The 22,864-nt window shown below is 45.1% G+C and carries 25 protein-coding genes; 19 read left to right on the top strand and 6 right to left on the bottom strand.

What is annotated here, in order from left to right:
- Position 1: 1 nt before the first annotated feature.
- Entirely contained in the window at positions 2-976 is a 975-nt protein-coding gene (locus ACP4IT_RS04155) for a 3'-5' exoribonuclease YhaM family protein (protein WP_011668210.1), read from the top strand.
- 63 nt (positions 977-1,039) lie between these two features.
- On the opposite strand, the gene ACP4IT_RS04150 is transcribed toward ACP4IT_RS04155, so the two are convergent.
- From ACP4IT_RS04150 to ACP4IT_RS04140, 3 genes are all read right to left on the bottom strand, one after another.
- On the bottom strand, positions 1,040-1,957 hold the full coding sequence (locus ACP4IT_RS04150) for a peptidylprolyl isomerase PrsA (RefSeq protein ID WP_011668209.1): 918 nt from the start codon (positions 1,955-1,957) through the stop codon (positions 1,040-1,042).
- Between the two features lie 112 nt (positions 1,958-2,069).
- The gene (locus ACP4IT_RS04145) at positions 2,070-2,390 is read right to left on the bottom strand and encodes a hypothetical protein (protein ID WP_011668208.1); all 321 of its coding nucleotides are present in this window, start codon (positions 2,388-2,390) and stop codon (positions 2,070-2,072) included.
- Between the two features lie 2 nt (positions 2,391-2,392).
- On the bottom strand, positions 2,393-2,851 hold the full coding sequence (locus ACP4IT_RS04140; RefSeq protein WP_011668207.1) for an HIT family protein: 459 nt from the start codon (positions 2,849-2,851) through the stop codon (positions 2,393-2,395).
- Positions 2,852-3,060: 209 nt separating this feature from the next.
- Between ACP4IT_RS04140 and ACP4IT_RS04135 the strand changes: the two genes are divergently transcribed.
- The 6 genes from ACP4IT_RS04135 to pepF all read left to right on the top strand — a co-directional run bounded on the left by ACP4IT_RS04135 (position 3,061) and on the right by pepF (position 9,677).
- Complete coding sequence (locus ACP4IT_RS04135) at positions 3,061-3,795, top strand: ABC transporter ATP-binding protein (RefSeq protein WP_011668206.1); 735 nt, start codon at positions 3,061-3,063, stop codon at positions 3,793-3,795.
- Complete coding sequence (locus ACP4IT_RS04130) at positions 3,792-5,018, top strand: ABC transporter permease (RefSeq protein WP_011668205.1); 1,227 nt, start codon at positions 3,792-3,794, stop codon at positions 5,016-5,018. Before ACP4IT_RS04135 ends, ACP4IT_RS04130 begins: the two co-directional genes overlap by 4 nt.
- A 61-nt stretch (positions 5,019-5,079) precedes the next feature.
- Positions 5,080-5,871, top strand: coding sequence for a phosphotransferase family protein (locus ACP4IT_RS04125; RefSeq protein ID WP_011668204.1), 792 nt, complete (start codon positions 5,080-5,082; stop codon positions 5,869-5,871).
- Between the two features lie 65 nt (positions 5,872-5,936).
- Positions 5,937-6,584: a tRNA (guanosine(46)-N7)-methyltransferase TrmB gene (gene trmB, locus ACP4IT_RS04120; RefSeq protein ID WP_015473913.1), complete on the top strand. Its 648-nt coding sequence runs from the start codon at positions 5,937-5,939 to the stop codon at positions 6,582-6,584.
- Between the two features lie 126 nt (positions 6,585-6,710).
- Positions 6,711-7,805, top strand: a complete 1,095-nt coding sequence (locus tag ACP4IT_RS04115; RefSeq protein WP_107696607.1) for a competence protein CoiA — start codon at positions 6,711-6,713, stop codon at positions 7,803-7,805.
- A gap of 66 nt (positions 7,806-7,871) precedes the next feature.
- The gene (gene pepF, locus ACP4IT_RS04110) at positions 7,872-9,677 is read left to right on the top strand and encodes an oligoendopeptidase F (RefSeq protein WP_024855562.1); all 1,806 of its coding nucleotides are present in this window, start codon (positions 7,872-7,874) and stop codon (positions 9,675-9,677) included.
- A 58-nt stretch (positions 9,678-9,735) separates the two neighbouring features.
- On the opposite strand, the gene ACP4IT_RS04105 is transcribed toward pepF, so the two are convergent.
- Positions 9,736-10,599, bottom strand: a complete 864-nt coding sequence (locus ACP4IT_RS04105) for a DegV family protein (RefSeq protein WP_011668200.1) — start codon at positions 10,597-10,599, stop codon at positions 9,736-9,738.
- A 162-nt stretch (positions 10,600-10,761) separates the two neighbouring features.
- Positions 10,762-11,400: a ClpXP adapter SpxH family protein gene (locus ACP4IT_RS04100; protein WP_011668199.1), complete on the bottom strand. Its 639-nt coding sequence runs from the start codon at positions 11,398-11,400 to the stop codon at positions 10,762-10,764.
- Positions 11,401-11,713: 313 nt separating this feature from the next.
- Between ACP4IT_RS04100 and ACP4IT_RS04095 the strand changes: the two genes are divergently transcribed.
- The 10 genes from ACP4IT_RS04095 to ACP4IT_RS04050 all read left to right on the top strand — a co-directional run bounded on the left by ACP4IT_RS04095 (position 11,714) and on the right by ACP4IT_RS04050 (position 19,625).
- Entirely contained in the window at positions 11,714-12,373 is a 660-nt protein-coding gene (locus ACP4IT_RS04095; protein ID WP_011668198.1) for a GTP pyrophosphokinase, read from the top strand.
- Between the two features lies 1 nt (position 12,374).
- Complete coding sequence (locus tag ACP4IT_RS04090; protein WP_021740943.1) at positions 12,375-13,178, top strand: NAD kinase; 804 nt, start codon at positions 12,375-12,377, stop codon at positions 13,176-13,178.
- Positions 13,175-14,074 (top strand): RluA family pseudouridine synthase, encoded by a 900-nt coding sequence (locus ACP4IT_RS04085; protein ID WP_011668196.1) that lies wholly within the window; start codon positions 13,175-13,177, stop codon positions 14,072-14,074. The genes ACP4IT_RS04090 and ACP4IT_RS04085 overlap by 4 nt, the downstream gene beginning before the upstream one ends.
- Positions 14,075-14,714: 640 nt before the next feature.
- On the top strand, positions 14,715-15,071 hold the full coding sequence (locus ACP4IT_RS04080) for a hypothetical protein (RefSeq protein ID WP_225351005.1): 357 nt from the start codon (positions 14,715-14,717) through the stop codon (positions 15,069-15,071).
- Between the two features lie 148 nt (positions 15,072-15,219).
- Entirely contained in the window at positions 15,220-15,507 is a 288-nt protein-coding gene (locus ACP4IT_RS04075) for a hypothetical protein (protein WP_024855566.1), read from the top strand.
- A 31-nt stretch (positions 15,508-15,538) separates the two neighbouring features.
- A complete protein-coding gene (locus ACP4IT_RS04070; RefSeq protein WP_021741809.1) occupies positions 15,539-15,895 on the top strand; it encodes a hypothetical protein in 357 nt (118 codons plus the stop codon).
- A 54-nt stretch (positions 15,896-15,949) separates the two neighbouring features.
- A complete protein-coding gene (locus ACP4IT_RS04065) occupies positions 15,950-16,312 on the top strand; it encodes a hypothetical protein (protein WP_426855167.1) in 363 nt (120 codons plus the stop codon).
- 15 nt (positions 16,313-16,327) lie between these two features.
- Positions 16,328-16,534 carry a hypothetical protein gene (locus ACP4IT_RS04060; RefSeq protein ID WP_015473902.1) on the top strand — a complete coding sequence of 69 codons (207 nt, stop codon included), beginning with the start codon at positions 16,328-16,330 and terminating at the stop codon, positions 16,532-16,534.
- A gap of 33 nt (positions 16,535-16,567) precedes the next feature.
- Positions 16,568-18,091 (top strand): accessory Sec system glycosyltransferase Asp1, encoded by a 1,524-nt coding sequence (asp1, locus tag ACP4IT_RS04055; protein ID WP_011668190.1) that lies wholly within the window; start codon positions 16,568-16,570, stop codon positions 18,089-18,091.
- Positions 18,092-18,119: 28 nt separating this feature from the next.
- Positions 18,120-19,625 carry a glycosyltransferase gene (locus tag ACP4IT_RS04050; protein ID WP_011668189.1) on the top strand — a complete coding sequence of 502 codons (1,506 nt, stop codon included), beginning with the start codon at positions 18,120-18,122 and terminating at the stop codon, positions 19,623-19,625.
- Positions 19,626-19,956: 331 nt separating this feature from the next.
- Here ACP4IT_RS04050 and ACP4IT_RS04045 read toward each other — a convergent pair whose 3' ends face one another.
- Positions 19,957-20,589 carry a copper homeostasis protein CutC gene (locus ACP4IT_RS04045; protein ID WP_035465430.1) on the bottom strand — a complete coding sequence of 211 codons (633 nt, stop codon included), beginning with the start codon at positions 20,587-20,589 and terminating at the stop codon, positions 19,957-19,959.
- A gap of 89 nt (positions 20,590-20,678) precedes the next feature.
- Here ACP4IT_RS04045 and ACP4IT_RS04040 point away from each other — a divergent pair, with 89 nt between their 5' ends.
- Both ACP4IT_RS04040 and ACP4IT_RS04035 read left to right on the top strand, forming a co-directional pair.
- Positions 20,679-21,866: an AI-2E family transporter gene (locus ACP4IT_RS04040; protein WP_011668187.1), complete on the top strand. Its 1,188-nt coding sequence runs from the start codon at positions 20,679-20,681 to the stop codon at positions 21,864-21,866.
- Positions 21,853-22,707 (top strand): methyltransferase domain-containing protein, encoded by an 855-nt coding sequence (locus ACP4IT_RS04035; RefSeq protein WP_011668186.1) that lies wholly within the window; start codon positions 21,853-21,855, stop codon positions 22,705-22,707. Before ACP4IT_RS04040 ends, ACP4IT_RS04035 begins: the two co-directional genes overlap by 14 nt.
- Positions 22,708-22,864 lie beyond the last annotated feature (157 nt).

Below are 22,864 nucleotides of genomic sequence, written 5' to 3'. Positions count from 1 at the left end.
AATGGCAATAGGAAAACAATTACTAGATTACGACGAGGACGAGGCAGTCGATGCATTTGCATTATTAAAGTCTGCTGACGTACGCACAGCCAAAAACGGTAAGCAGTATATTGCTTTAGTATTTGAAGATCAATCCGGTGAGATTTCGGGTAAATACTGGGATGCCTCACCAGAAGACATTGCCAACTATGTTGCGGGGCGTGTGGTGCACGTTCAAGGAAAGCGGGAGAATTACCAAACGCATCCTCAAATTAAAATTATGCACTTACGGGTAACCCATGCCGGAGAGCCCAATGACCCCCAAGCCTTCATTGAACATGCGCCGATGAGTCGAGCGGATATGGAAGATTATCTGACCCAAACCGTGTTTGAGATTACCCAGCCAACCTGGAATCGGTTGGTGCGAAAGCTATTGAGTGAGTATGCTGAGCGATTCTACACCTTTCCGGCGGCCAAGAGTAATCATCATGCGTTTCAGGGCGGCTTAGCGTTTCACACCATTTCAATTCTGAAATTGGCGCACGCGGTAACCGCACAATATCCGGATCTCAACGCGCCATTGTTGTACGCCGGTGCCATTCTTCATGATCTAGGAAAAACGATTGAACTGTCGGGTCCACAGTCGACAACGTACACCTTAGCCGGTAACTTAGTTGGGCATATTGTTTTGATTGATGGGGAACTGGTGCGGGCGTGTGATGCCTTGAAGCTGGACCCACAAGCGGAAGATGTCTTACTGTTACGGCATATGATTCTGAGTCATCATGGTCTGTTAGAATATGGTTCACCAGTTCGACCAGCATTGCGGGAAGCGGATGTCTTGCATCAGCTAGATGAGTTGGATGCCTCGATTATGATGTTAGATACAGTGGTTGCCCACACAACACCCGGAGAATTCTCGGAGCGGGTCTTTGCGTTAGATGGTCGCCGGTTTTATCGACCAGCTAGCGACACACCGCAGCCACCAAAAGATTAGAATGGCACACAAAAACGCTCAACGACGATACTGGTCGTTGAGCGTTTTTGGCGATTAATAAGATTACTTAGATGAAGATGAAGCGGAACTAGAACTTGATGATGACAGGTAATCAGAAAGGATGTTCTTCAAGTCGTTATCCTTGATAGAAACGTTACCCTTCTTCAAGACCTTGGCAACGACATTGTGAAGGACAGTACTGTCGTTCATGTCGTTATCAATGATTTGCTTCGTCAATTCAGCCTTGTGTTCCTTGATCGTTCCCTTACCAGGGTTCTTCAACATCAAAATGACGTGGTAACCGTATTGCGTCTTAACAGGCGTTGCGGTGTATTCGCCAGTCTTCAGCTTGAAGGCGGCCTTCTTGAAGGTTGAATCAAGAGACGTATCGGTACTATCGAAGCTGCTCAACTTACCACCCTTGTTCTTGGTAGCCGTATCAGTCGAGTACTTCTTAGCCAACTTCGTGAATTCACTCGTCATGTCACTAGACTTAGTGCTCTTCAAGTCTTTAATGATGGTCTGAGCGGTTGACTTCTTAGAAACTAAGATGTGGGCAACGGAGACTTCAGGTTCGTAACTCTTGAATTGCTTCTTGAGTTGCGCATCGGTTACCGTAACGTTATCCTTAACGGCTTCCTTCAACAGTAAGTTAGAACGAATTTCCGTCTTCAAACTGGATTGCGTCATCCCACTTTGAGATAAGACACTGCTAAATGATGAACCATACTGTGACTTGTACTTGTCAAACTGTTTTGTAACAGCAGACTTGCTAACCTTGTCACCGTATTGCTTTTCCAAGACCTTGTTTAAGATCATTTGTTGCAGAACTTGCTTACCAGAAGACGTGCCCTTTAAACTACTGTAATAGGCACTTTCGGTAATTTTGCCACCATTAGTTGTGGCAACGGTTTGGCTGCCACAACCGGCAAGCGTTACGGTTAGTAACAAGCCAGCGAGCGCGATAAACCATTTTTTCATATTACTCAACACATCCATTCATCAAAATTGGTGTAAACACCATACTCAGACATCATAACACAAATAACCGCGAACCCAAAAAGGTCGGCAAAGCTTTACAAAAAGTTCAAATTTAATTCCGATCCCATTTTGCCACGATTTCCTCAATATTGGCAACTCGCGGCGCAATTTTAAAAGTGAACTTATCAACGGCCCCCTGAATATCGGCTAGTACTGGTTCAACGGCGGTGATTGCGGCAGTTAGCTGCTGGGTGCTAGCAGAAACCCGGTCGGTTGATTGACGAATCGCGGTTATTTGATCGCTGGTTTCGCGGACCTGATGTTTAACGTGTTGCCCCCAAGTCCGGGGATCTTGTTGGGTCGCCACCAGATAGGCGGCCAGGCCAACACCAGCGGCCAGTGTTGTTCCCATGATAAAGCGGCCAATTCCCATGATTATCCCTCCAACTGGGCGCTAATCTTAGTTTGGATGGCGGTATAGTCATCTGGCGTATAATTAGCGGCATTGTCTTTGAAAATCATTTTGAAATCATCTTGATCCGTATAGCGGGGAACCAAATGGATATGTGAATGGAAAACGGATTGATAGGCAACTGATCCGTTGTTATTCAAAATATTCATTCCCACAATTCGTGGATCGGCAGCCTTTACGGCACGGGCAATCTTAGGAATCCGTGAAAAAACAGCTGCCGCTAAATCAGCATCGTAGGCGAAGATGTCTTTAACGTGGGTCTTAGGGATAACCAGGGTGTGTCCCGGTGTTCCTTGCGAAATGTCCAGAAAGGCCTTAACGATGTTGTCTTCGTAAACGGTGTAACTGGGAATATCGCCGGTTAAGATTTTACAAAAGACACAATCATCGGCGTAATGGGGCTCAAGGGTCATTTTGTCCATAACTAAAACTCCTTCTTTCGATTCAATTGGGTTCATTATACACCACTGACTAGCGAGAATGAACCGTGACTCTGGCGTTGGTTAAGTGGTATTTAGGGTTAGGTGGCGTCTGTGATTATGGCACACTCCAATTGGGTGTAAATTTTATTTGCCACAATGACCTATGGTATAATGGGGCGGTTAACTTAAAGGAAAAGAAGGGATGTATGATGGCTTTAGAAGTCAGCCATGTTGTGGGTGGTTACTCACAGATCCCCGTCTTAAAAGACATTAGTTTTGACGTTAAGGACGGAGAACTCGTCGGCCTAATTGGATTGAATGGGGCCGGCAAATCCACGACAATTAATCATGTGATTGGATTATTGACACCACATAAAGGAAAAATCACGTTAAATGGTGTGACGATTGATCAGGATAGTCAGGCCTACAAACAACAGATTGCTTATATCCCGGAAACGCCGGTTCTTTATCAGGAATTGACGTTGCGAGAACACCTGGAAATGACCATGATGGCTTACGATCTTGATCAACAGGTGGCATGGAAGACCGCACATGGGTTATTAAAGACCTTCCGTTTAGATAATAAGCTGGATTGGTTTCCAGCCAACTTTTCTAAGGGGATGAAACAAAAGGTGATGATTGTGTGTGCCTTCTTAACGCAGGCTAATCTCTTCATCATCGACGAACCCTTCTTGGGACTAGATCCACTGGCAGTCAACGATCTTTTGCACCTGATCGAAAGTCGTAAGCAGCAGGGTGCTAGCATCTTGATGTCAACTCACGTGTTGGATACGGCGCAGCGTTATTGTGATCGGTTCGTTCTGCTACATGATGGGCAAGTAAAGACCGAAGGAACTCTCAGTGAATTACAAGCCGCTCTTCCGGAAGCGGGGGAATCGCTGAACGATATTTACCTGTCAATGACGAAGGTTGATCGCTCATGAGTGGACTATTTAAAACACGGCTTCAACGCCATCTCCGGGAAATGGCAAAATATCTGCGGCTAGTGTTTAACGATTTCTTTGTGTTTGCCTTGCTGTTCTTCTTAGGCGGCTTGGGGTTGGACTACTCAAACGTGTTAAAGACACTGCGGCCTGGCCTGTGGTGGGCACCGGTCGTGGCGCTGATTATTCTCGCAATTGTCAGTCAAATCGGTCGATTGGCAACGTTGGTTGAAGATGCCGATCGGGTCTTCTTATTGCCCAAAGAACGGGCGATGCATGCCTACTTGGTGGCTGCTCGTCGTTACAGTCAAGGATTGGCGCAGTGCACGCAATTAATTGCTCTGTTTATTCTATCGCCATTTTTACGTGTGGCGTTGAACTGGTCAGTTGCGGCTATTTTGAGTTTAGCGGTGGCCCAGGTGATCTTGAAGGACACCTTATTACGTTTGGACTTGGCAAGTGCTTATCAAGTGACGGGACAACGGCGAATGAATCACTGGTCGATTAAATGGCTGTTGGCTCTAATAGTCATTGCCAGTGGATTATGGCTGACACCGTATTTGGCGGTCGGCTTGGTTCTAATCAGCGATATTGGTGTTGCCGTATGGTTGCATCGGCACTGGCAACGGCAACAAATTCGCTGGCGTGAACAGATTAAGTTAGAAGATAACCGAATGTTAGGTATTTATCGCTTCTTCAATTTATTTACCGAGGTCCCAATGGTGGCAGGAACCATCAAACGGCGACGCTATTTGGATTGGTTGTTTAAGGGGATTAAACTGCAACAGAACCAAACTTATCTCTACCTGTTCAGTCGGGGCATGGTGCGGGGAACGGAGTTTAGTGGCCTTGTCGTCCGACTAACCATTATTGGCATGTTATTACTATACTTCGTGCAAGGTCAGTGGTTACCCATTATTTTGGCGGCGTTATTCATCTACTTAATTGGGTTTCAACTGTTACCATTCTTCCAGCAATACGATGATGTGGTCTTCACGCACGTGTATCCAATCTTGCCAGCCTGGCGATTGAAGAGCTTTGTCAAATTGGTCACACTGATTTTGAGTGTAGCTGCGGGACTGCTATGGCTCGTTCTAGTGATTGCTAATCGGCAGATAGAAACGGCTGGGATTGCCTTGGTTGTCGAAGTCGTTGAAGTCTGGTATTTGGCCCGTGTTTATACCCCACAGCGGTTAGCCAAGGCTGATAAAAATAAAGCTTGACGTCACGAGCATTTGCCCATAAAATTAATAATAGCTGACAAATCGAGGAGGGGTGGCACGCATGGCACTAGATCTTAGTGACGGCTGGAGCTTGTTTCCGCTAGGCGGAAATACAGGAACGGCATATATGGGAACCAAAGCGTCACAAAAGGTATTCTTAAAACAAAATGCGTCACCTTTCCTAGCAGCGCTATCAATGGAAGGAATTACACCGCGGTTGGTTTGGACCAAACGGTTGGCTTCTGGAGATGTGATGACGGCACAAGAGTGGTTGAACGGCCGCACCTTGCATCGACAAGAGATGCGCGAACAACGGGTTGCCCGGTTATTACATCGCGTGCATCATTCTCAGCTACTACATGATATGTTATTAAAAGTCGGCGGACGGTTTACCACGCCCGCCCAGTTGTTGACTCAGTTACGCCCGGCCTTAGCCGCGGATTTAGCCCAGCATCCGTTGATTCAATCAGCGTTTGCTAGTCTAGAGACTGAGCAGCCACAACTGACCAAGGCGCATTATGAAGTTTGTCATAGTGATTTGAATCATAAAAACTGGTTGCTGTCTGATCGTCAACGGCTATACTTAGTCGATTGGGATGCCGCAACTTTCGCTGATCCAGCTTTTGATCTCGGCGCACTGTTATGTGAGTACGTTCCGTTAGAAGAATGGCGTCGTTGGCTGTTGGATTATGGTGAAACACTGACCAGTGAGTTGATTGCCCGTGTGAACTGGTATGCGCGGGTGCATTGCTTGCGGGTTATTGCGGAGAGTTATCATCAACAGCGATTCCAAATTATGAATCAACATTTAATTTTACTGGAAAAACTGACGCGTGAGTCAGTGACTGATTAACACAAAATGGCGGCGGGAGCGGGGCAAACCTCGCGCCCGCCGTTGTGCTAAGGAGGAAATAAGAGATGCGTGTACGCAATAAACCTTGGGCCAAGGGCTATATGGCCGATCATTTGGACCGGTTGGTGGTGGAGCCAGAACCATTAAAGGGAAATTGGCAAAGTCGTTTTCCAAGTAACCAACCGTTATTCGTGGAAATTGGTACTGGTAAGGGGCAATTTATCATTGAAATGGCCCGTCAGCACCCAGATCGCAATTTTATTGGAATTGAAATTCAAACGTCTGTGATTGCGGTCGCTTTGAAGGGTGTCGTCAATAGTGGCTTAACCAACATCCAGTTGGTGCATACGGATGGTGAAGCCATTAATACTTTCTTTGAAGCTGGCGAGGTCGCAGGACTTTACTTGAACTTCTCCGATCCGTGGCCCAAGAAGCGACATACGAAACGACGGCTAACATCACCAGTCTTTTTGGCGCATTATGCGGATGTGTTACAGCCAGAGGGGCAATTGCAATTCAAGACGGATAACCGGGGCCTATTTGAATATTCTTTGGGTAGTCTGAACAATTTTGGCATGGTGTTTGAAGGCGTATGGCTGGATTTACATGCAGCTACCGACGGCGTTGAGGATATTCAAACGGAATATGAGCAAAAGTTTTCCAAGAAAGGGCCAATCTATCAAGTGATTGCCCACTTTCCAACCAACAACTAATATTTAAGTGGAAGTTCGGGTCAAATGGCCCGGACTTTTTGTGTCTTCAAAATCTAGTTGGAATGACGCCCTTTTACAGGTTAGTGGCTATTCTTTGCGGATTTACTCGTAGAGGAGGGATGCTTCATGTTAATTGCGGCGCATATGTCTGGCTTGATCGATGCCAGCGAGGCAACTCGGGGACTTGATTATCGGTGTCCTGCTTGCCAGCAGCCGGTGGTATTACGCCATGGGTCACAGATCCCACCATACTTTGCACATCACCCCCAAGCGCCTTGCCATTTAGCTGGCGAAGGGGAGACGCGCCAACACCTGTTGGGCAAGCGTCAGCTAGCTACCTTCTTTTCGGACTGGGGACCAGTGACATTAGAGCGTATTTTACCGGCCATTCAGCAACGTGCAGATGGGTGGTTGGACTTACCTCAGCCAGTGGCTTTGGAGTTTCAGTGTAGTCCCATCAGTCGCGAGGCAGTTGCACAACGAACAGCTGGCTACCGACGTATAGCCTGTTACCCATTTTGGCTACTGGGAAGCCGGTATGCCCAACAAAAATTGAATTGGCGGTTAATTGAGCGCTTTGCCTGCTGGTTAACGGGATGGGACCTTTGTCTGTTATTCTGGGAAGTTGACCAGAATCGATTACGGGTAGTCCATCACTTACGCCAAACAGCAACTGGGGCTTACATTAATGAAACAGCGTGGGTAACGACGCTGTCTGAGTTAGTGGCAGGGCCCACCTCATGCACCACTGTTGTTCGAAACCTTGGGCAAAAACAGTATCGATCTTACCTTAATCAGGCATTACGGCGTGCTACGCCAACTTTACGACCGATTCAAGAGGCCCTTTATTTAACGGGACACCAAGTCGCCGGCTTCCCAGATTGTTTGATGACAACGACCTTAACGGCCCCAATTTTTGGTCAGGGATTGATCCTGTGGCGAATCGTCTTAACTACGTGGATTGAAGAACAGGTAGATATGACGTTTTTAACCCTAGCCGAATTAAGTCAACGGGCCTTGTTACTAGTCAGCGGTCAGACTACTGCCGTTCGATTTGATGGTCAGTCAGCTTTTCGGCAAGAACAACGAAAATTATTAGCACTTCTCACGCAAGCTGGCATTTTGCGCCCCACGACGCAGGGATGGCACGTGTGTGGTCATCTCGAATGGGCACGTGATTATACTGATTGGTTAGAAAATGATGAGAAAAGCGGATGCTAGTTCACCTAATGTTAGCTTGAAAGTGGTAAACTATCTCTATGCAATCTTAAAGGAGGATGAGAAAAAGTGAAACAAATTCCGAAACGATCAGAGGTTCCCACGGCACTGACTTGGGACCTGACAACTATTTTTCCCGACGAAGCAGCTTTTAAGACCGCAATTGCCGCGATTAAAGCGCAAATAACGGTTGTGGCCGGCTTGAAGGGACAATTGGCCCAAAGTGGGGTCGCGTTATATCGTGTCACGACGGCGGTATTTGATTTGAATCGCCAGTTGGAGCGGGTATACGTCTATGCGTCTTTAAACAATGATCAGGATACCGGCAATGCTGCGGCCCAAGCATTAATGGGGCAGGCCGAGAGCTTGGTGGCAACTGTGGGTGCCGCCACGGCTTGGTTTGAACCTGAGGTATTGGCCTTGTCAGCGGATCAGCTGCAAACGCTGATTGATAACGACCCCCGGCTGGCAGATTATCAGCATGTGTTTGACGTATTGGGCCAGCAACGGGCACATACGCTGTCAGTGGCGGAGGAAAAATTGTTAGCGGGGGCTAGTGATATCTTTGGTGCATCTGCTAAAACTTATAGTGTGCTGAGTGATGCTGATCTAAAGTTTCCGGTTGTTCAAGACGAGGCCGGCAACGATGTGCGACTGTCAGAAGGACTGTATGGTGTTTTGCTACAATCCACAACACCACGGGTGCGGCAGCAGGCCTTTGAAGCATTATATTCGGTTTATCAACAATTCCGACATACCTTTGCTGCAACCTTGGCGAGTGAAGTCAAAACGCATAATTTTAGCGCTGAGACGCGTCACTATGCGAGTGCCAGAGCGGCCGCAATGAGTCGCAACAATGTGCCAGCAGTGGTCTATGATACCTTGGTGGAAACAGTCAATGAGCATTTAGACTCGCTGCATCGCTATGTTAATTTGCGCAAAGAGATTTTGGCCTTGCCGCAACTGCACATGTACGACCTGTATACGCCAATTACGGGTGAACCCAGCTTGAAATATACCTACCAAGAAGCACAAGAGATGGCGTTAAAGGCACTAGCAGTTTTGGGACCGGATTACACTGCCAATGTTCAAAAGATGTTTGATGGTCGGGCAATTGATGTGGTTGAAAATCAGGGTAAGCGAACGGGCGCTTACTCAGGCGGGATGTATGATACCAAACCGTATATTTTGTTGAATTGGCAAGATAGCTTGGAAAGCTTGTTCACGTTGGTTCATGAGATGGGACACAGCATGCATAGCCATTACACTCGGACAAATCAACCGTACCAGTATGGTGATTATTCAATCTTTGTTGCGGAAATTGCCTCGACAACGAATGAAAACTTGCTGACGGACTATCTGTTGAAAACCCAGACTGACCCCAAGGTGCGAGCTTACGTATTAAACCATTATCTGGATGGCTTTAAAGGCACGGTATACCGCCAGACGCAGTTTGCAGAATTTGAGGACTACATTCACCAACAGGATGCCGCTGGTGAAACTCTGACAGCTGACTTCATGAGTGATTTCTACGGCAAACTTAATCAGCGTTATTACGGTGATGGCGTGATTTCCGATCCACAAATCGCTGATGAATGGACCCGAATTCCACATTTCTACTATGACTACTATGTGTACCAGTACGCAACCGGGTTTGCGGCGGCTACGACGTTATCGCAACGAATTTTGAGTGGCGACGAGGCAAAGCGGGATGCCTACTTGGCCTATCTAAAGGCGGGAAGTTCTGCCTTACCACTTGATGTGATGAAACAAGCGGGCGTCGATATGACGCAACCGGGCTATTTGCAGACGGCTTTTGCAACGTTCGACGAGCGTTTGGCAGAATTCACGCAATTGGCGCATGAATTAAAATAGAGAATGCACTAAAAAGCACGACTCATTCAAATCAGAATGGGTCGTGCTTTTTAAACGGTTAATCAGTAGGCAACCAATCACGTTGCCAAATTAACCCCATAGTTTTTTCACCGGTGTGCACGCTAATAGCCGGTCCGAGCTGGCTTTGAACAAGTCGGACTTCGGGGAATTGTTCAGTAAGCGTGGCGGTCCACTGAGCACCCAGTTCAGGATTATTCGCATTGATAACCGTCACGACGAGTGGATAATCGACTTGCTGTAAGGTAGCTTTCAGCTTAGCAAGCATGTAGTTAAAGGCTTTGCGCATAGTGCGCTCCTTACCAATCGCAATGATTTGACCGGCGTCATTAAAGGTCAATAGGGGCTTGATATTTAACAGGTTGCCAATCATAGCGGAGCGGTTGGTTAGTCGTCCTGTTCGCGCCAGATGACTGAGGTTGTCAACCGCGAAATAAACGTGCATGGTGTCGCGGAGATTCTCTAATTCGGGAACAATTTCACTGGCAGAGTCACCATTGGCAACCATTTGACCAGCCAGAAGGCAAAGATTAGCTTCGCCAGCGCTGGCAACGAGTGAGTCAACCGGATAAATCTTGGCCTTTGTGTAGGTTTGGCAAAACATCTTGAGGTTACTCATAAATGACGTAATCCCACTTGAAAGGTGAATCGAAATAATCTCATCAAAACCAGCTGCAGCCAACCGATCATAGGCAGTTTCAATTTGGCCTAAGGAGACTTGCGCAGTCGTTGGGAGTTCTTGATTGGTTTTCAAGTAGTCGTAGAAAGTGGCGAGGCTGAGTTCGGATTCAGGATACTGGTGGTCGCCCAAAATAACGGTAATCGGCAGAACTGTAATGTGGTACTGTGCGACCTGCTCAGCGGTTAAATACGCGGCAGTGTCCGTGACGATAGCGGTTGGCATAGACGTTCCCCCTTTGTTCTTCAAAAAATAGTTGGATCAATCATACCATATTGATTATCATTTGCGTGTTTTTCTTCAGGATAAACGCGAAATAATACTATTTTTGACCAAAAAAACACCACTAGCTGTCTGGTAATAGCTAGTGGTGAGCATTGATTAAACTTAGAGAACGTGCAAATTAGGCTGTAAAGTGGTGGTTGAGCCTAAGTTTGGTGCATAAGTTGGTTCAGCCATTAAGGATTGTTTTGTCGCAATTCCTTGGCTTTCGCAGACTTCACAGAGTGCTTCGTAAGTCACGTCATTTAGCAGTAATCCGCATTGAGAAACATCACAATTGAAGATAACGGCCGAAGGAGATTGGGTAATCTTCATTTCAGCAGCCAACTTCTGATCGGTCTTGAATGCCTGCTTGGCTAGGTCAGAAGAACAATCTTCCTTAAACATATCAATATCCAAATGACAGGTTTGAGCTAAAGATAAGGCTAAATCAGTCGAGAACTGTTGATGATCCGCAACAACGGCTGTTTGCATCTTAAGTAGAAAATCACGGCCTTTGCGTTTACCTTGAAATAACGCCGCTTTATAAGCCAAAATAGCATTATAATGAACCTTGAACTGGGCATTACGCTCAGCTAAAGTGGGCTGTGCCGGAAGTGATCGTGCCACCACCTGTTGTGTCAACAGGGGCACGAACTGAAAGGATACCTTGTTATTAAGACGCGCCGCTAACTTCATAATGTTTTGTTCGGAACGCATACACGGTGCGCCCAATGGGTTAACAAACAAATAGACTTCTAACACATTGCTTCCTCCTAATATCCATCCTGGTTGGTGACCAACCAAAAAATAACAATACCACTACATTAGCAAAATTTCAAAAAATAGCAACTCGGAACATTTGTTTGTTAGTAACTTACTCGTTTAAAACGCAACCTAATCATGCAACATTTTTCCAGATAGGTAAAGCTAAACGCCTTGTAAAAATGAAGGGGCGTGACGAATGCATAATTAGTGAAGAAAACCACAAGTCGTTGAGGTAATTACTCTCGATTCTGGTTAAAATATGGTAGAATCGTAAGATGGAACGTGTAATTAAAGTTGGGGGATAGTCAGTATGGTAACCAATTGGGATCAATTTTTATTACCCTATCAACAGGCCGTGAGCGAGCTGAAAGTGAAGTTACGTGGTATTCGTAAACAATTTGAGAATCAAAGTGAACGACCACCGATTGAATTTGTGACGGGCCGAGTTAAGCCAATCGCTAGTATTAAGGAAAAGATGTCCCGACGACACGTTGCAGAAGAACGGTTGGAACAAGATATGCAAGACATTGCGGGCTTGCGCATCATGTGTCAATTTGTCGAAGATATTTATCAAGTAGTTGATCTTTTGCGACGCCGGACTGACCTAACGATTTTAGAGGAACGGGATTACATCCACAATGAAAAACCAAGTGGATACCGTTCTTACCATATTGTTATTGAGTATCCGGTTCAACTGGTGTCCGGTGAAAAAAAGATCTTGGCTGAAATTCAGGTGCGAACGTTGGCCATGAATTTTTGGGCAACGATTGAACATTCGTTAAATTATAAGTACCAAGGTGCGTTTCCTAAAGCGTTAAGTGATCGACTGCAGCGTGCAGCCGAAGCAGCGTTTAAGCTGGATACGGAAATGTCTGAAATTCGCGAAGAAATTCAAGAAGCACAGCAGTATACCCCCAAACATGATGATGGCACCACCGGTTCGCCGGCACGGCCAAGCAAGGAAGAATGATATGAAGGTTTCCATTTTTAGTAATAATGGGTTGTCCTCTCAAAAGGTGGCGACCGCTTTACAAAAAGGTTTAACAGCAGCAGGCGTTCCAATTGATAGTTTGGACCCTGATGTGGTCGTGACGGTTGGTGGCGATGGGACATTATTGTCGGCCTTTCACCATTACAATGACCGGCTAGATAAGGTTCGCTTTGTTGGGATACATACGGGGCACCTCGGCTTTTATACGGACTGGCGCGACTATGAGGTTCAAGAGTTAATTGATAGTCTGGCGCAAGACAACGGTCAAAGCGTGAGCTACCCGTTGTTGACGATACAGGTAGAGTATGCGGATGGTACCCATCCAGATCAAGCATTGGCGCTAAATGAGTCAACTATCAAGAAGGTCTCGGGGACAATGGTTGCCGATGTTTATATTAAGGATGAGTTATTCGAAAGTTTCCGAGGAGACGGGCTGTGCATCTCGACGCCAACTGGTTCGACGGCTTATAATAAATCAGTCGGTGGTGCGGTGTTGAACCCACGTTTTAATGCCGTTCAGATGGCCGAAATTGCCTCTATTAATAATTTGGTTTTCCGGACGTTGGGATCGCCTTTGATTATTCCGGCGGATGAGTGGATTCGTATCGAGCCGGCTGATCCGACTGACAACGTGTTGATGTGTGATCAGTTGGGAATCGAGGGCCGACCAATCAAGGCCATTACGTACCGAATTGCCCGGCAGCGGATTGCCTTTGCGGAGTATCGGCATACGCATTTCTGGCAACGTGTGGAATCTTCCTTTATTGGGAGGGAGAACGCATGATGACATTTGAATGGCAAGTCACTGGTGAAAGTCCCGTGCACGTGCGGACCGTGTTAATGGCCCACGGTGTCACGCGGACTTTTTTAAAACAGGTGAAGTTCCATGGTGGTGTGGTAACGTTGGATGGTCAACCGGTGCGGGTGATTGCGATGGCTACGCCAGGGCAAGTGGTCGGATTGCAATTACCACCAGAGCCAGATAACCCGCACGTGACGCCGTCGTTTGCGCCCTTAGATATTCTGTATGAAGATGAGCACTTTCTGGTCGTCAATAAGCCAGCAGGGATGGCGTCAGTGCCCTCGCACCTCTATTCGGAGGATACGTTAGCGAATCGGGTCAAAGGGCATCTGCTGACGATTCAAGCGCCGAGTACGGTGACCCATATTGTTACACGATTGGATCGAGATACGAGTGGCGTGGTGTTATTTGCCAAACACCACTTTGCCCACTCAGTGTTAGACAAGCAATTAAAACTGAAACAAATTGATAAGCGTTATGTTGCGGTGGCAAGTGGTCGGATGATGCCGGCTCATCAGCAGTTGACGGGACCGATTGGGCGCGAAGCAGGGTCCTTTATTAAACGGACGGTTAGACCGGATGGACGAGCTGCTGAAACGGAGGTATGGGTGCGAGCAACGTCAGCAACGGCAAGTCTATTGGCGGTCAAGCTGCATACGGGGCGAACACATCAGATCCGGGTGCATTGTGCAAACGCGGGGCACCCCTTATTAGGGGACTGGTTGTACGGGCGACCAACTAATCCGTGGATTCAGCGACAAGCGTTGCACTGCGCCCGCGTGCAGTTTTTTCAGCCATTTGCGGGTAAGTGGGTAACCTGTTATGCCCCGTTGCCAGATGATATGGCGCGAGTTATTTCTCAAGAATTTGATAGTTGATTAACTCTAAAAAAGGTGGAGCTGGGTAAAACTGGAGTTCCGCTAGCTGCGGCACTTTCAGCAATTAGTGCTGGTTCATGGCGACTTATTGATGGTAAACGCCGGAAACGCGACGATGATCAATAACCAAAAAGAAAGAGTAGTCAGTGAGCTACTAGCGAAAAAGGCCATGCTTAATTGCGTGGCCATTTTCGTGTTTATGGGTGGATTAATGTTGAAATGTTAAAATCACACATATCGGTAAATGTGAGCATAATGCAATCCTTGTGGCTAGAGGTAATTGGGATAAATAGGCCTTTTAAATTTCATTTTAAAAATGATGCATTTTTTAGTAAATACTGAATTAAATTAAAAAACAACATAATGAAAGAGACACCAGTTTGAATAAGAATCTCGTAATCGCGTATTTTTCACTAGTTTTGATAATATGGTTGTGATAAATCAGATTTTAAGTAATAATAATTTGACAAAACTATTTCGCAGCTGTATTAGTATGTAGAGCAAAACTATGCTAATATAAATTTATACGAGCAATGAACCAAAAAGCTGATTGATAAGCTATGTAAAAGGGGTTGCCATCTGACTAGGAGGATGGCTGTCCAATGGTCGACGAAGGTTCGCGTTGGTGGTAATAATCGGTATGAAGAAAAGCCTAATAAAAGATTTTAAAGCGGCTATGGAAAAACTAGGAAATATGAAGGATTATGCAACTGACAGCGTTACGTTAGCGGTATCTATTTCCGATCGACGGCACCGAGCTGATGTAAAATTTATTCGTGCGGTGAGCTTTAAGCATGCTTGGGAACCGATTGAAGGGCTATTAGCGAAAGCACCGCAGAATATTTGGATTAGAATTGAAGTCATCCATTCGGTTCAAAGAAAACGGCGCGCTCAGTTAGAACGGATTTTACATGAGATGACGCGGATGAATTACTGGCGGCAAGGTGTTAGCTTTGATGCAGATTTTAAAACGGCCCTCTTAGAGATGTGTAGGTAAAGGACGTTCGGAGTCGTGGATTGATTATCAGCAAGTTACTAAGTATCTGAGACGGCGAAATGGACAACTAAGTTTTGATATTGAGAGTAGCGAGTATGTTTGGTTATTTACGACTTCTGGTATCTTTTCTGATGGTGAGCAGATTTGGGTGTTAAATGATACAGAGACAGCGGAAAAGGGAGTACGACGCTTAGAAAATCCTAAAAAGGAATTACAGTCTTACTTAGTAGCAGGTGAGGCTTTCTTGACTCGGCAAATTAAAGAAGACGGTAAGTTTATTTACGGATATTATCCGGGACTTCAGCGGATTTTAAGCAATTATAATAGTGTTCGACATTTTTCCTCAGTATATGCATTATTGGAAGCGATTGATTTTACTGGAAACTATGAGGATACTAGACGAGCTAAGAAAACGCTACAATGGGGGATAGATTAATCACCAGCATGAAAAAAAGCCATTGTTGTTTGTGGTAGAAAAACGGAAACAGGGAACCGATGAAATTAAGCTTGGCGCCCAAGCAATGCTTATTTTGGCCCTATGTAAGTATCAGGAGGTCACAAAAGATGCTAGTTTTTTACGGCGACTTATGGAAGCATTCAATGCAGTTGTGTTCTTCCGTCAAAAGTCTGGGCGCTATAATCATGTATTAAATACTGATTTAACGGTCAAAGATGAGTTTCGGATTATTTATTATGAGGGTGAGATTACATTCGCATTGGCCCGGCTCTACGAACTCACTCAAGATAAACAGGTCTTAAAAATGGTTAAGCAATCTTTAGACTTCATGGTTGATAATGATTATGGCAAATATCATGACCATTAGATATCTTATGTAGTAAATGAGTCCTTGCAGATTCTTCCGAATAATCGAGAGTATATGAAGTTGGGCCTTAAGAATGTTTTTAGTCACCTAGATTTTATTACGAAGCGAGATACGTCATATCCAACGCCGTTGGAGCTAATGAATGTTGCTGTGAAGATGACGGATATCATCAAGCTTACGGGCAACGATGATTTGTTAGAGACGTATGATTTAATTCGATTACGAAGAATCTGGAAGGATCGAGTTGAATATGAGCTGGCAACGGGAAGCTTCCAGCCAGAATTAGCCATGTATTTTTATGCACCATATAAGTTTGTTGGTGGCTTTTTTGCCCGGCATGATCACTTCCGTACGAGAATTGATGACTGTGAGCATTTCTTATCCGGATTAATTAATTACTATAACTATACGTATTAAGGAAAGGGTTAAGCCATGATTATTCTGACGAGCATTTTCGCCTATAAGAAGGTTCAATTTGCCATTCGAATGTCGCTTTACGTCATCTTTTGTGGGTTAGTACTGTTTGTGCGCTTCAAGAACAAGAAGAAAACACGTAAACGGCTAGATAAAAGAACAGAGCATATGATGAAGAACACCCCTAAAGACAAAGATGGCAAATATCCTTGGGAAAAAAAGTAAGCGCTCAATAACTATGAAGAGGAGTGTTAGGCCGTGTTTTATTTTATTAATGAATACATTCTGCAAAAGAATTCTAGTGTAGAACACACTGCGATTAATCGGGTGAAACTATTTACGCACTATAAGCAACCAGCTAAGATTGTCACAAAGATTTATGATCGTTTGCTGCATCGAACGATTACTGACTTTAGTCTGACAGATGAGCAAGTGATAAACATGTTTGATTATTTTCAGGAAGCGACGGATTTAAAACAATCTGTTTTTTTGAAAGCCGACGACATTCATTTACCAATTGACTATGAAATCTCAGTCGGTGCGAATTATAGTCAAGTGTCTAATGGAGATACATTGGTTGAAAATGTGGGCTTCATTCCCGGCACTATTGGGCGAGTGTTTTATCAAGAATTTTTTGATCCCCAAGGTAATCGAATTGAAACAGATCTATGGGACTGGCGAGGATTCAAGTCAGCGACGCAATACTTTGGGCAGAATGGCAAATTAATTATGCAACGGTATTACACACCAACTGGTAAAAATGTGCTGGAAGAATACTATGCACCAGATACTCAAGGCAATCCACTACTATCACGAGTGATTTTAAAGAATTATCACGGTGAGGGAGATCGCTTCTTCCAAAACAGTGACGATCTGTTCGTCTTTTTCTTAAAAGAATTGAGTAAACAAGCTGAAGGGACGACTACCTTCATTAGTGATCGACCAGGGACCGGAGTTAAACCGCTCTTAGCGTTAGATGACGCTTCCCGTAAGTATGTATACATTCCAATCAATCATGCTGTTAATCCGAATGATCCAGTTCACGCGGATTTGGATGGCTTCTTACAGCCGGCCTTTGAGCACTTTAAGCATTTTGATGGGTTTATTACTGCTACGGTCCAACAAGTAGAACATCTCTCGGTGCGTTATCCGACTGCCAATATTTTTGCGATGCCGGCGGCGACAACTTTGCCGTTATCCAAAGAGGCTGATGATCAGGTTACACCGGACCAGCGTAAACGGCATAGTTTACTGTACGTTGGTCGGATCGCACAAGATAAACGGATTGATCAATTACTGCGGATGTTTTCTCTAGTTAAGGATCGTGTGCCAGCAGCTACCTTTACTCTGTTTGGATATGGTGATCCTAAGTATTTGGAAGATATGCAAAAGCTAATTACTGAATTAAATCTGGAACATAATGTTACCTTGAATGACTACACACCAGGTATTGAAAGTGAATATGATCATTATCAGGTTTTGGTAAACATGGCCTTTGCTGACGGGGGTCCAGTTGCAATGGCTGAGGCAATGATGCATGGGTTGCCAGTCGTTAGTTATCGATTTAACTATGGACCGGCTGAATATATTGATGAAGGCGTTAATGGTTATTTGATTGATTCCGGTCAGAGTCTGGCAATGGCTGAAAAGATTGTTGATTTATTTAATGATGATAAGTTATTGGCTGACTTTAGCAAGGCAGCGTATACGTCAGCGCATACGCGATGGACTCGCCGTAAGGTTTGGAATCGTTGGCAACGTAATCTGAAAACCTCATTTTAAATTTGCCTAAGAAGGGAAGACATCTGGTATGTATTATTTCTTGAACGATAACATGCAATATTCTAAGTCGGGGATTGAACATGCAGAAATCAATCGCTTAGATCTGTTTAAAAAGCATCATGTCCCCGCTAAAATTGTGACACGTGTGTTTTCCATGAAATTAGAAAATGTTTTACAGCAGTCGGGTATTGCACGTGAAGACTTTATTAATCTGTTTGAATTCTTTTGTGGCAGTATGCATGTGGCTACAAAGACTTTTACGATGAATGATCTATCGCTACCGGTTAATACCACTTCCACGCGTAAAGATAATCAATTGCAGATTTTCAGCCAAGGAAAGATGCTGATGATTATTTACTTCCGTCAAAATAGTGAAGAAATTAGTAATATCCAGTACTTTGACGTCAATGGTCGAACACTGAAGATGACCTGGTGGGACGTACGAGGTTTTAAGTGTCTAGAACAGTATTTTGACTGGGATGGCAAGATCTCACAAGAACAGTACTTTGGTCCTGATGGTCAGGTTCATATCGAGAAAAATCACTTGTTGGATCGTACGGGTAAAGAACGCATTTCTTGGAAGGTTGTTAACTACCATCAAGGAAGCTGGGTTTTTACAGGGATGAATGATTTAACTCGATTTTTCTACGATGAGTTGAATGCGAATGGTGAAGACAATGTCTTTATTTGTGACCGGACAGTGGAATGTGACTGGGGGTTGTTCCACATGCAGACGCCGGCAAAGAAGGTCTTGCATCTGCATAACGATCATGTTAGCGATCCAAGTGATATGTTGCACTCAACCTTGAATAATAATTATACGAATGCCTTGAATAATTGGGATAAGTGGGATGCGGTTATTTCTGCAACACCAGAACAAAGCAAGGATATCGAAGACCGTTTTGGTAAGAGCATCCCGGCCTTTACCATTCCAGTTGGCTATGTGACTGATGCGGAAATTGCGGCTAAGCATCAGGACTTTGAACAGCGACAAAAGGGGTTGATTGTTCACGTGGCCCGGTTGGCCCCAGAGAAGCAACAAAATCATTCCATTCAAGCCTTTGCGAAAGTTCGCGAACAGTTTCCGAATGCGCGTCTGGAACTGTGGGGGTACGCTAACGGTGATATTGAAAAGCAATTAAAACAACAGGTAGCAGATGCGGGATTGAATGACGTGATTAGCTTTAAGGGCTATACAACAGATGTGAATGCCGTCTATAATCGTGCCCAAATTGGCTTGCTGCCAAGCCGCGCTGAGGGATTTTCTTTGATGTTGTTGGAAGCCCAGTCCCACGGTGTAGCGATGATTGCTAATGATGTTAAGTACGGCCCAAGTGATATTATTCAGGATGGTGTTAGCGGTATTTTGACGGAAGATGGCAAGCCAGAACAATTGGCCGAGGCCATGATTAAGCTGTTGGATGATCAGTCGTTACTGAACCAGTACAGTGATGCAGCTTATGAGAATGCTAAGCGTTATTCAGAAGATACGGTTTTTGAGAAGTGGCAAAGATTACTAGATTACTTTGGCTAAAGAAAATATGGTGGTGGCTTTAATTGATTCTGTCTTTGGAGGATTGTTGTATGAACTATTTTATTGGTCAGAATTTAGGGGATAGATTGACTGGTATTGAGAAGGCACAACTGAATAGGCTGAAGCTTTTTGAAAGCAAGAAACTTAAGGCAAAGTGTGTTTATACTGAGTATAGTGGACGATTGTATGAACACACAACGCGTTTTGGGGCTACGGATAATTGTTTTATGATGTATGATTTCTTTCGGTGATATTCATTCGGAATCCCATTAATAAGAAAAACTGTGAAAGATGGCTGATTTGGCAATCTTTCACAGTTTTTTGATAGTGATTATAAATCGATCACAGCTGGACCAGCAATCAAATGGACGTCAAGCTGCTGACTAATTTTGGCAACTTCGGCTACAGTGACATCTGTTGGCACTAACGTTAAACCAACAGAATCTGCCAATCGTTTGCTAGCCGTCCAGTCGGCAAGCCGGTCTGTTGAGTTACCAGCGCTCCAGATCCGATCAAATCCTTGGTTTGCTAACCAATCAATGGCCGTCCCGCGGTCTTGTGGACGAATCTGATCAAATGCTGTGCTGAACGTGAGGCTCATACCGCCTGCTGCCGCAATCAGCGGGGTTAGGGCTTCGGTATCGACCTGTTGTTGATCAGTCAAAGCACCTAAGATGACACCATCTACACCCAGTTGTTGGGCCTCTAGCAGGTCAGCTTCCATCATTTTAATCTCAACGTCATTGTAAGGTGACACACCGCCACGCGGCGCAATGACCAACTCTATGCTTACTTGATGTTCATGGGCATATCGAACAGCTTCACCCATCACGCCTTTACTAACGGTGGTTCCGCCCACAGCTAGATTATCAGCTAATGCGACACGCTTACTACCAGCCGCTACTGCGTTGGGCAACTGCACATAGTTCTCTAATAAAGGTTCTGTTAATAGCAAAGTTGACATCCTCTCTAACGTTCCCGCTTTAGTCACAGCAGGTAACAGTATGTTACAATATATGCACTTAAATTAATTCAGATTAGGAGGGACAATTAATGAAAGAACCCGCGAAGCAACGGCGCTCTTGGTTCTGGAATTGGGTTATCAACAATCGCCTAGTTTCCGTCCTAACCGTCATACTTCTTATTTTACTCATTTTATTAGTCTTAAGTAAAGTCCCTTGGCTCGCAACCCCCTTTGTCTTGGTGGGCGAGATCCTCGGTTTACCTATTGTATTAGCAGGAGTCGGGTACTATCTCTTAAATCCGATTGTGGATTGGCTGGAAACGAAGCATGTGAAACGGACCTGGTCGATAAGTGGCTTATTTGTGATCGTGGCTGGGTTACTCGCGTGGGGGATTATCAGCTTAATTCCTATGATTCAACAACAAGTAACTGGATTGATCACGGAGTGGCCTCATTACTGGCGTGAAATTACCAATACGACCATGCATTGGCTCAAAGATGATCGACTAGATGGTATTCGAAAACAGCTAGAGCAATTCAACCAGCAATTGTCTGACAGTTCTTCGTCCGCGATCTCAAGTCTGGCTAAGAACACCGTCAGCTCCGTGGGCGGGATTGTGAGCCGCGTAGTTTCAATTGCTGTTGCGGTGGTGACGGCGCCTTTCATTCTGTTCTATCTTTTGCGTGATGGTCATCGACTTCCTGAGTACTTGGCACGATTATTTCCAATTAAGCGACGAGAAGACGTGGTTCATCTGTTACGGGAGATGAACTTACAGGTTAGTAACTACGTTCGAGGACAGTTAATTGTTGCCTTTATCGTTGCGATCATGTTTTATATTGGTTTTCTCATCATCGGTCTGCCATTTGCGCTGTTGTTGGGGATTTCAGCCGGTATTTTGAACTTGGTACCGTATCTGGGGTCCTTCTTGGCGATGGTACCAGTTGTCATCGTTGCCGCCTTTATTTCCCCGTGGATGCTGATAAAAGTGCTGATTGTCTTTGTGATTGAGCAAACATTAGAGGGACGAGCAATTTCGCCACTTGTTTTGGGTAGCTCTTTGAAGATTCATCCGCTAACGATTATTTTTATCTTATTAGTGGCCGGCAAAGCATTTGGTGTTGTTGGTGTGGTGCTGGGAATCCCAGGCTATGCCGTGATTAAAGTTATTGCCACTGAGTTTTTCCAGTGGTATCAGAAATTTATCGGTGGATATGAAGCCACTCAACCGGCCGATAAAGGCAATCAAGGAGTCGAAAAAAATGAAGAAAATTGACCAAGCTGCCGTTTTTTTGGCTGCTCAACCGGGATTATTTCGTTGCCCAGTCTGTCTAACACCGTATGAGGCCGTCGTGGGTCACAGCTTGCGGTGTCCCAACGGTCATGGCGTGGATTTATCCAAAAAAGGGACGTTATACTTTATGCAACGAGCAGTGGCCAGTGAATATGACAATGCGATGTTAGCTGCACGACGGCGGATGCTTCAAGCGGGCTTGTTTCGTGGAATTACGGATGAGTTTGTCGCCCACCTTCCCCAAATGTCACAGACGATTTTGGATGTGGGCTGTGGTGAAGGAACACCATTAGCCGATGTTTTACGCCAACGGAATAATACTGAAGATGTAGCGATTGGTTTCGATTTATCAAAACCAGGGATCAATTTAGCGACGCAACTAGCTAGTGGGGCCTTCTTCTGTGTTGCTGATTTGGCGCAGATGCCGTTTGCCAACCAGCAGTTTACGGCTATTTTAGATCTGTTCTCGCCGTCAGCTTATCAGGAATTCAACCGTGTTCTGGCACCAGGGGGACAATTGCTCAAGGTTATCCCTAACGCTGATTACCTTATTGAATTACGTCAGGCAATCTTTCCTGCAGGGAGCACTCATGCAAGTTATGATAACAGTAATGTGTTGAACCTGTTCCAGCAGCATTATCCCATGGCCACAACACAGCGCATTCGCTATCAAGTGCCGGTGCCCACAGAATTGTTTGCGGATCTCATGTTGATGACACCGATGCACTGGGGCGCAGACGAGTCACGCCTAGCAGAAGTGCGGGCTAATCCGTTTCCCGCAATTACGGTGGATGTAACCCTCCTAACGGCACAAGGGGTTTAGGTAAAACGTTTAAAAATCTTAGGAAAAGGACTTGCGAAGCTGACAGCAGCGTGTTATATTGACTCATGAGAAATCGTTTGGCGGTCGATATCAGCGTTTAACTGTTAGCGGCAGACAAGTAGCACTTCACTAAAGTAGTTCCTCGCCGTGCCCACAC

Origin of the sequence: Levilactobacillus sp. LN180102 (genome assembly GCF_050106635.1) — a bacterium.
In the GTDB taxonomy this organism is placed as follows: Bacteria; Bacillota; Bacilli; order Lactobacillales; family Lactobacillaceae; genus Levilactobacillus; species Levilactobacillus brevis.
Note: the sequence above shows the minus strand (reverse complement) of the source record. Positions and strands in the feature narration are given on the sequence as shown.

Bases quoted from the DNA above. Each gene is read 5' to 3' on its own strand.
- ACP4IT_RS04155 (WP_011668210.1), top strand. From the start codon at position 2: ATGGCAATAGGAAAACAATTACTAGATTACGACGAGGACGAGGCAGTC.
- ACP4IT_RS04150 (WP_011668209.1), bottom strand. From the start codon at position 1,957: ATGAAAAAATGGTTTATCGCGCTCGCTGGCTTGTTACTAACCGTAACG.
- ACP4IT_RS04145 (WP_011668208.1), bottom strand. From the start codon at position 2,390: ATGGGAATTGGCCGCTTTATCATGGGAACAACACTGGCCGCTGGTGTT.
- ACP4IT_RS04140 (WP_011668207.1), bottom strand. From the start codon at position 2,851: ATGGACAAAATGACCCTTGAGCCCCATTACGCCGATGATTGTGTCTTT.
- ACP4IT_RS04135 (WP_011668206.1), top strand. From the start codon at position 3,061: ATGGCTTTAGAAGTCAGCCATGTTGTGGGTGGTTACTCACAGATCCCC.
- ACP4IT_RS04130 (WP_011668205.1), top strand. From the start codon at position 3,792: ATGAGTGGACTATTTAAAACACGGCTTCAACGCCATCTCCGGGAAATG.
- ACP4IT_RS04125 (WP_011668204.1), top strand. From the start codon at position 5,080: ATGGCACTAGATCTTAGTGACGGCTGGAGCTTGTTTCCGCTAGGCGGA.
- trmB (WP_015473913.1), top strand. From the start codon at position 5,937: ATGCGTGTACGCAATAAACCTTGGGCCAAGGGCTATATGGCCGATCAT.
- ACP4IT_RS04115 (WP_107696607.1), top strand. From the start codon at position 6,711: ATGTTAATTGCGGCGCATATGTCTGGCTTGATCGATGCCAGCGAGGCA.
- ACP4IT_RS04105 (WP_011668200.1), bottom strand. From the start codon at position 10,599: ATGCCAACCGCTATCGTCACGGACACTGCCGCGTATTTAACCGCTGAG.
- ACP4IT_RS04095 (WP_011668198.1), top strand. From the start codon at position 11,714: ATGGTAACCAATTGGGATCAATTTTTATTACCCTATCAACAGGCCGTG.
- ACP4IT_RS04090 (WP_021740943.1), top strand. From the start codon at position 12,375: ATGAAGGTTTCCATTTTTAGTAATAATGGGTTGTCCTCTCAAAAGGTG.
- ACP4IT_RS04085 (WP_011668196.1), top strand. From the start codon at position 13,175: ATGATGACATTTGAATGGCAAGTCACTGGTGAAAGTCCCGTGCACGTG.
- ACP4IT_RS04080 (WP_225351005.1), top strand. From the start codon at position 14,715: ATGAAGAAAAGCCTAATAAAAGATTTTAAAGCGGCTATGGAAAAACTA.
- ACP4IT_RS04065 (WP_426855167.1), top strand. From the start codon at position 15,950: ATGAAGTTGGGCCTTAAGAATGTTTTTAGTCACCTAGATTTTATTACG.
- ACP4IT_RS04060 (WP_015473902.1), top strand. From the start codon at position 16,328: ATGATTATTCTGACGAGCATTTTCGCCTATAAGAAGGTTCAATTTGCC.
- ACP4IT_RS04050 (WP_011668189.1), top strand. From the start codon at position 18,120: ATGTATTATTTCTTGAACGATAACATGCAATATTCTAAGTCGGGGATT.
- ACP4IT_RS04045 (WP_035465430.1), bottom strand. From the start codon at position 20,589: ATGTCAACTTTGCTATTAACAGAACCTTTATTAGAGAACTATGTGCAG.
- ACP4IT_RS04040 (WP_011668187.1), top strand. From the start codon at position 20,679: ATGAAAGAACCCGCGAAGCAACGGCGCTCTTGGTTCTGGAATTGGGTT.
- ACP4IT_RS04035 (WP_011668186.1), top strand. From the start codon at position 21,853: ATGAAGAAAATTGACCAAGCTGCCGTTTTTTTGGCTGCTCAACCGGGA.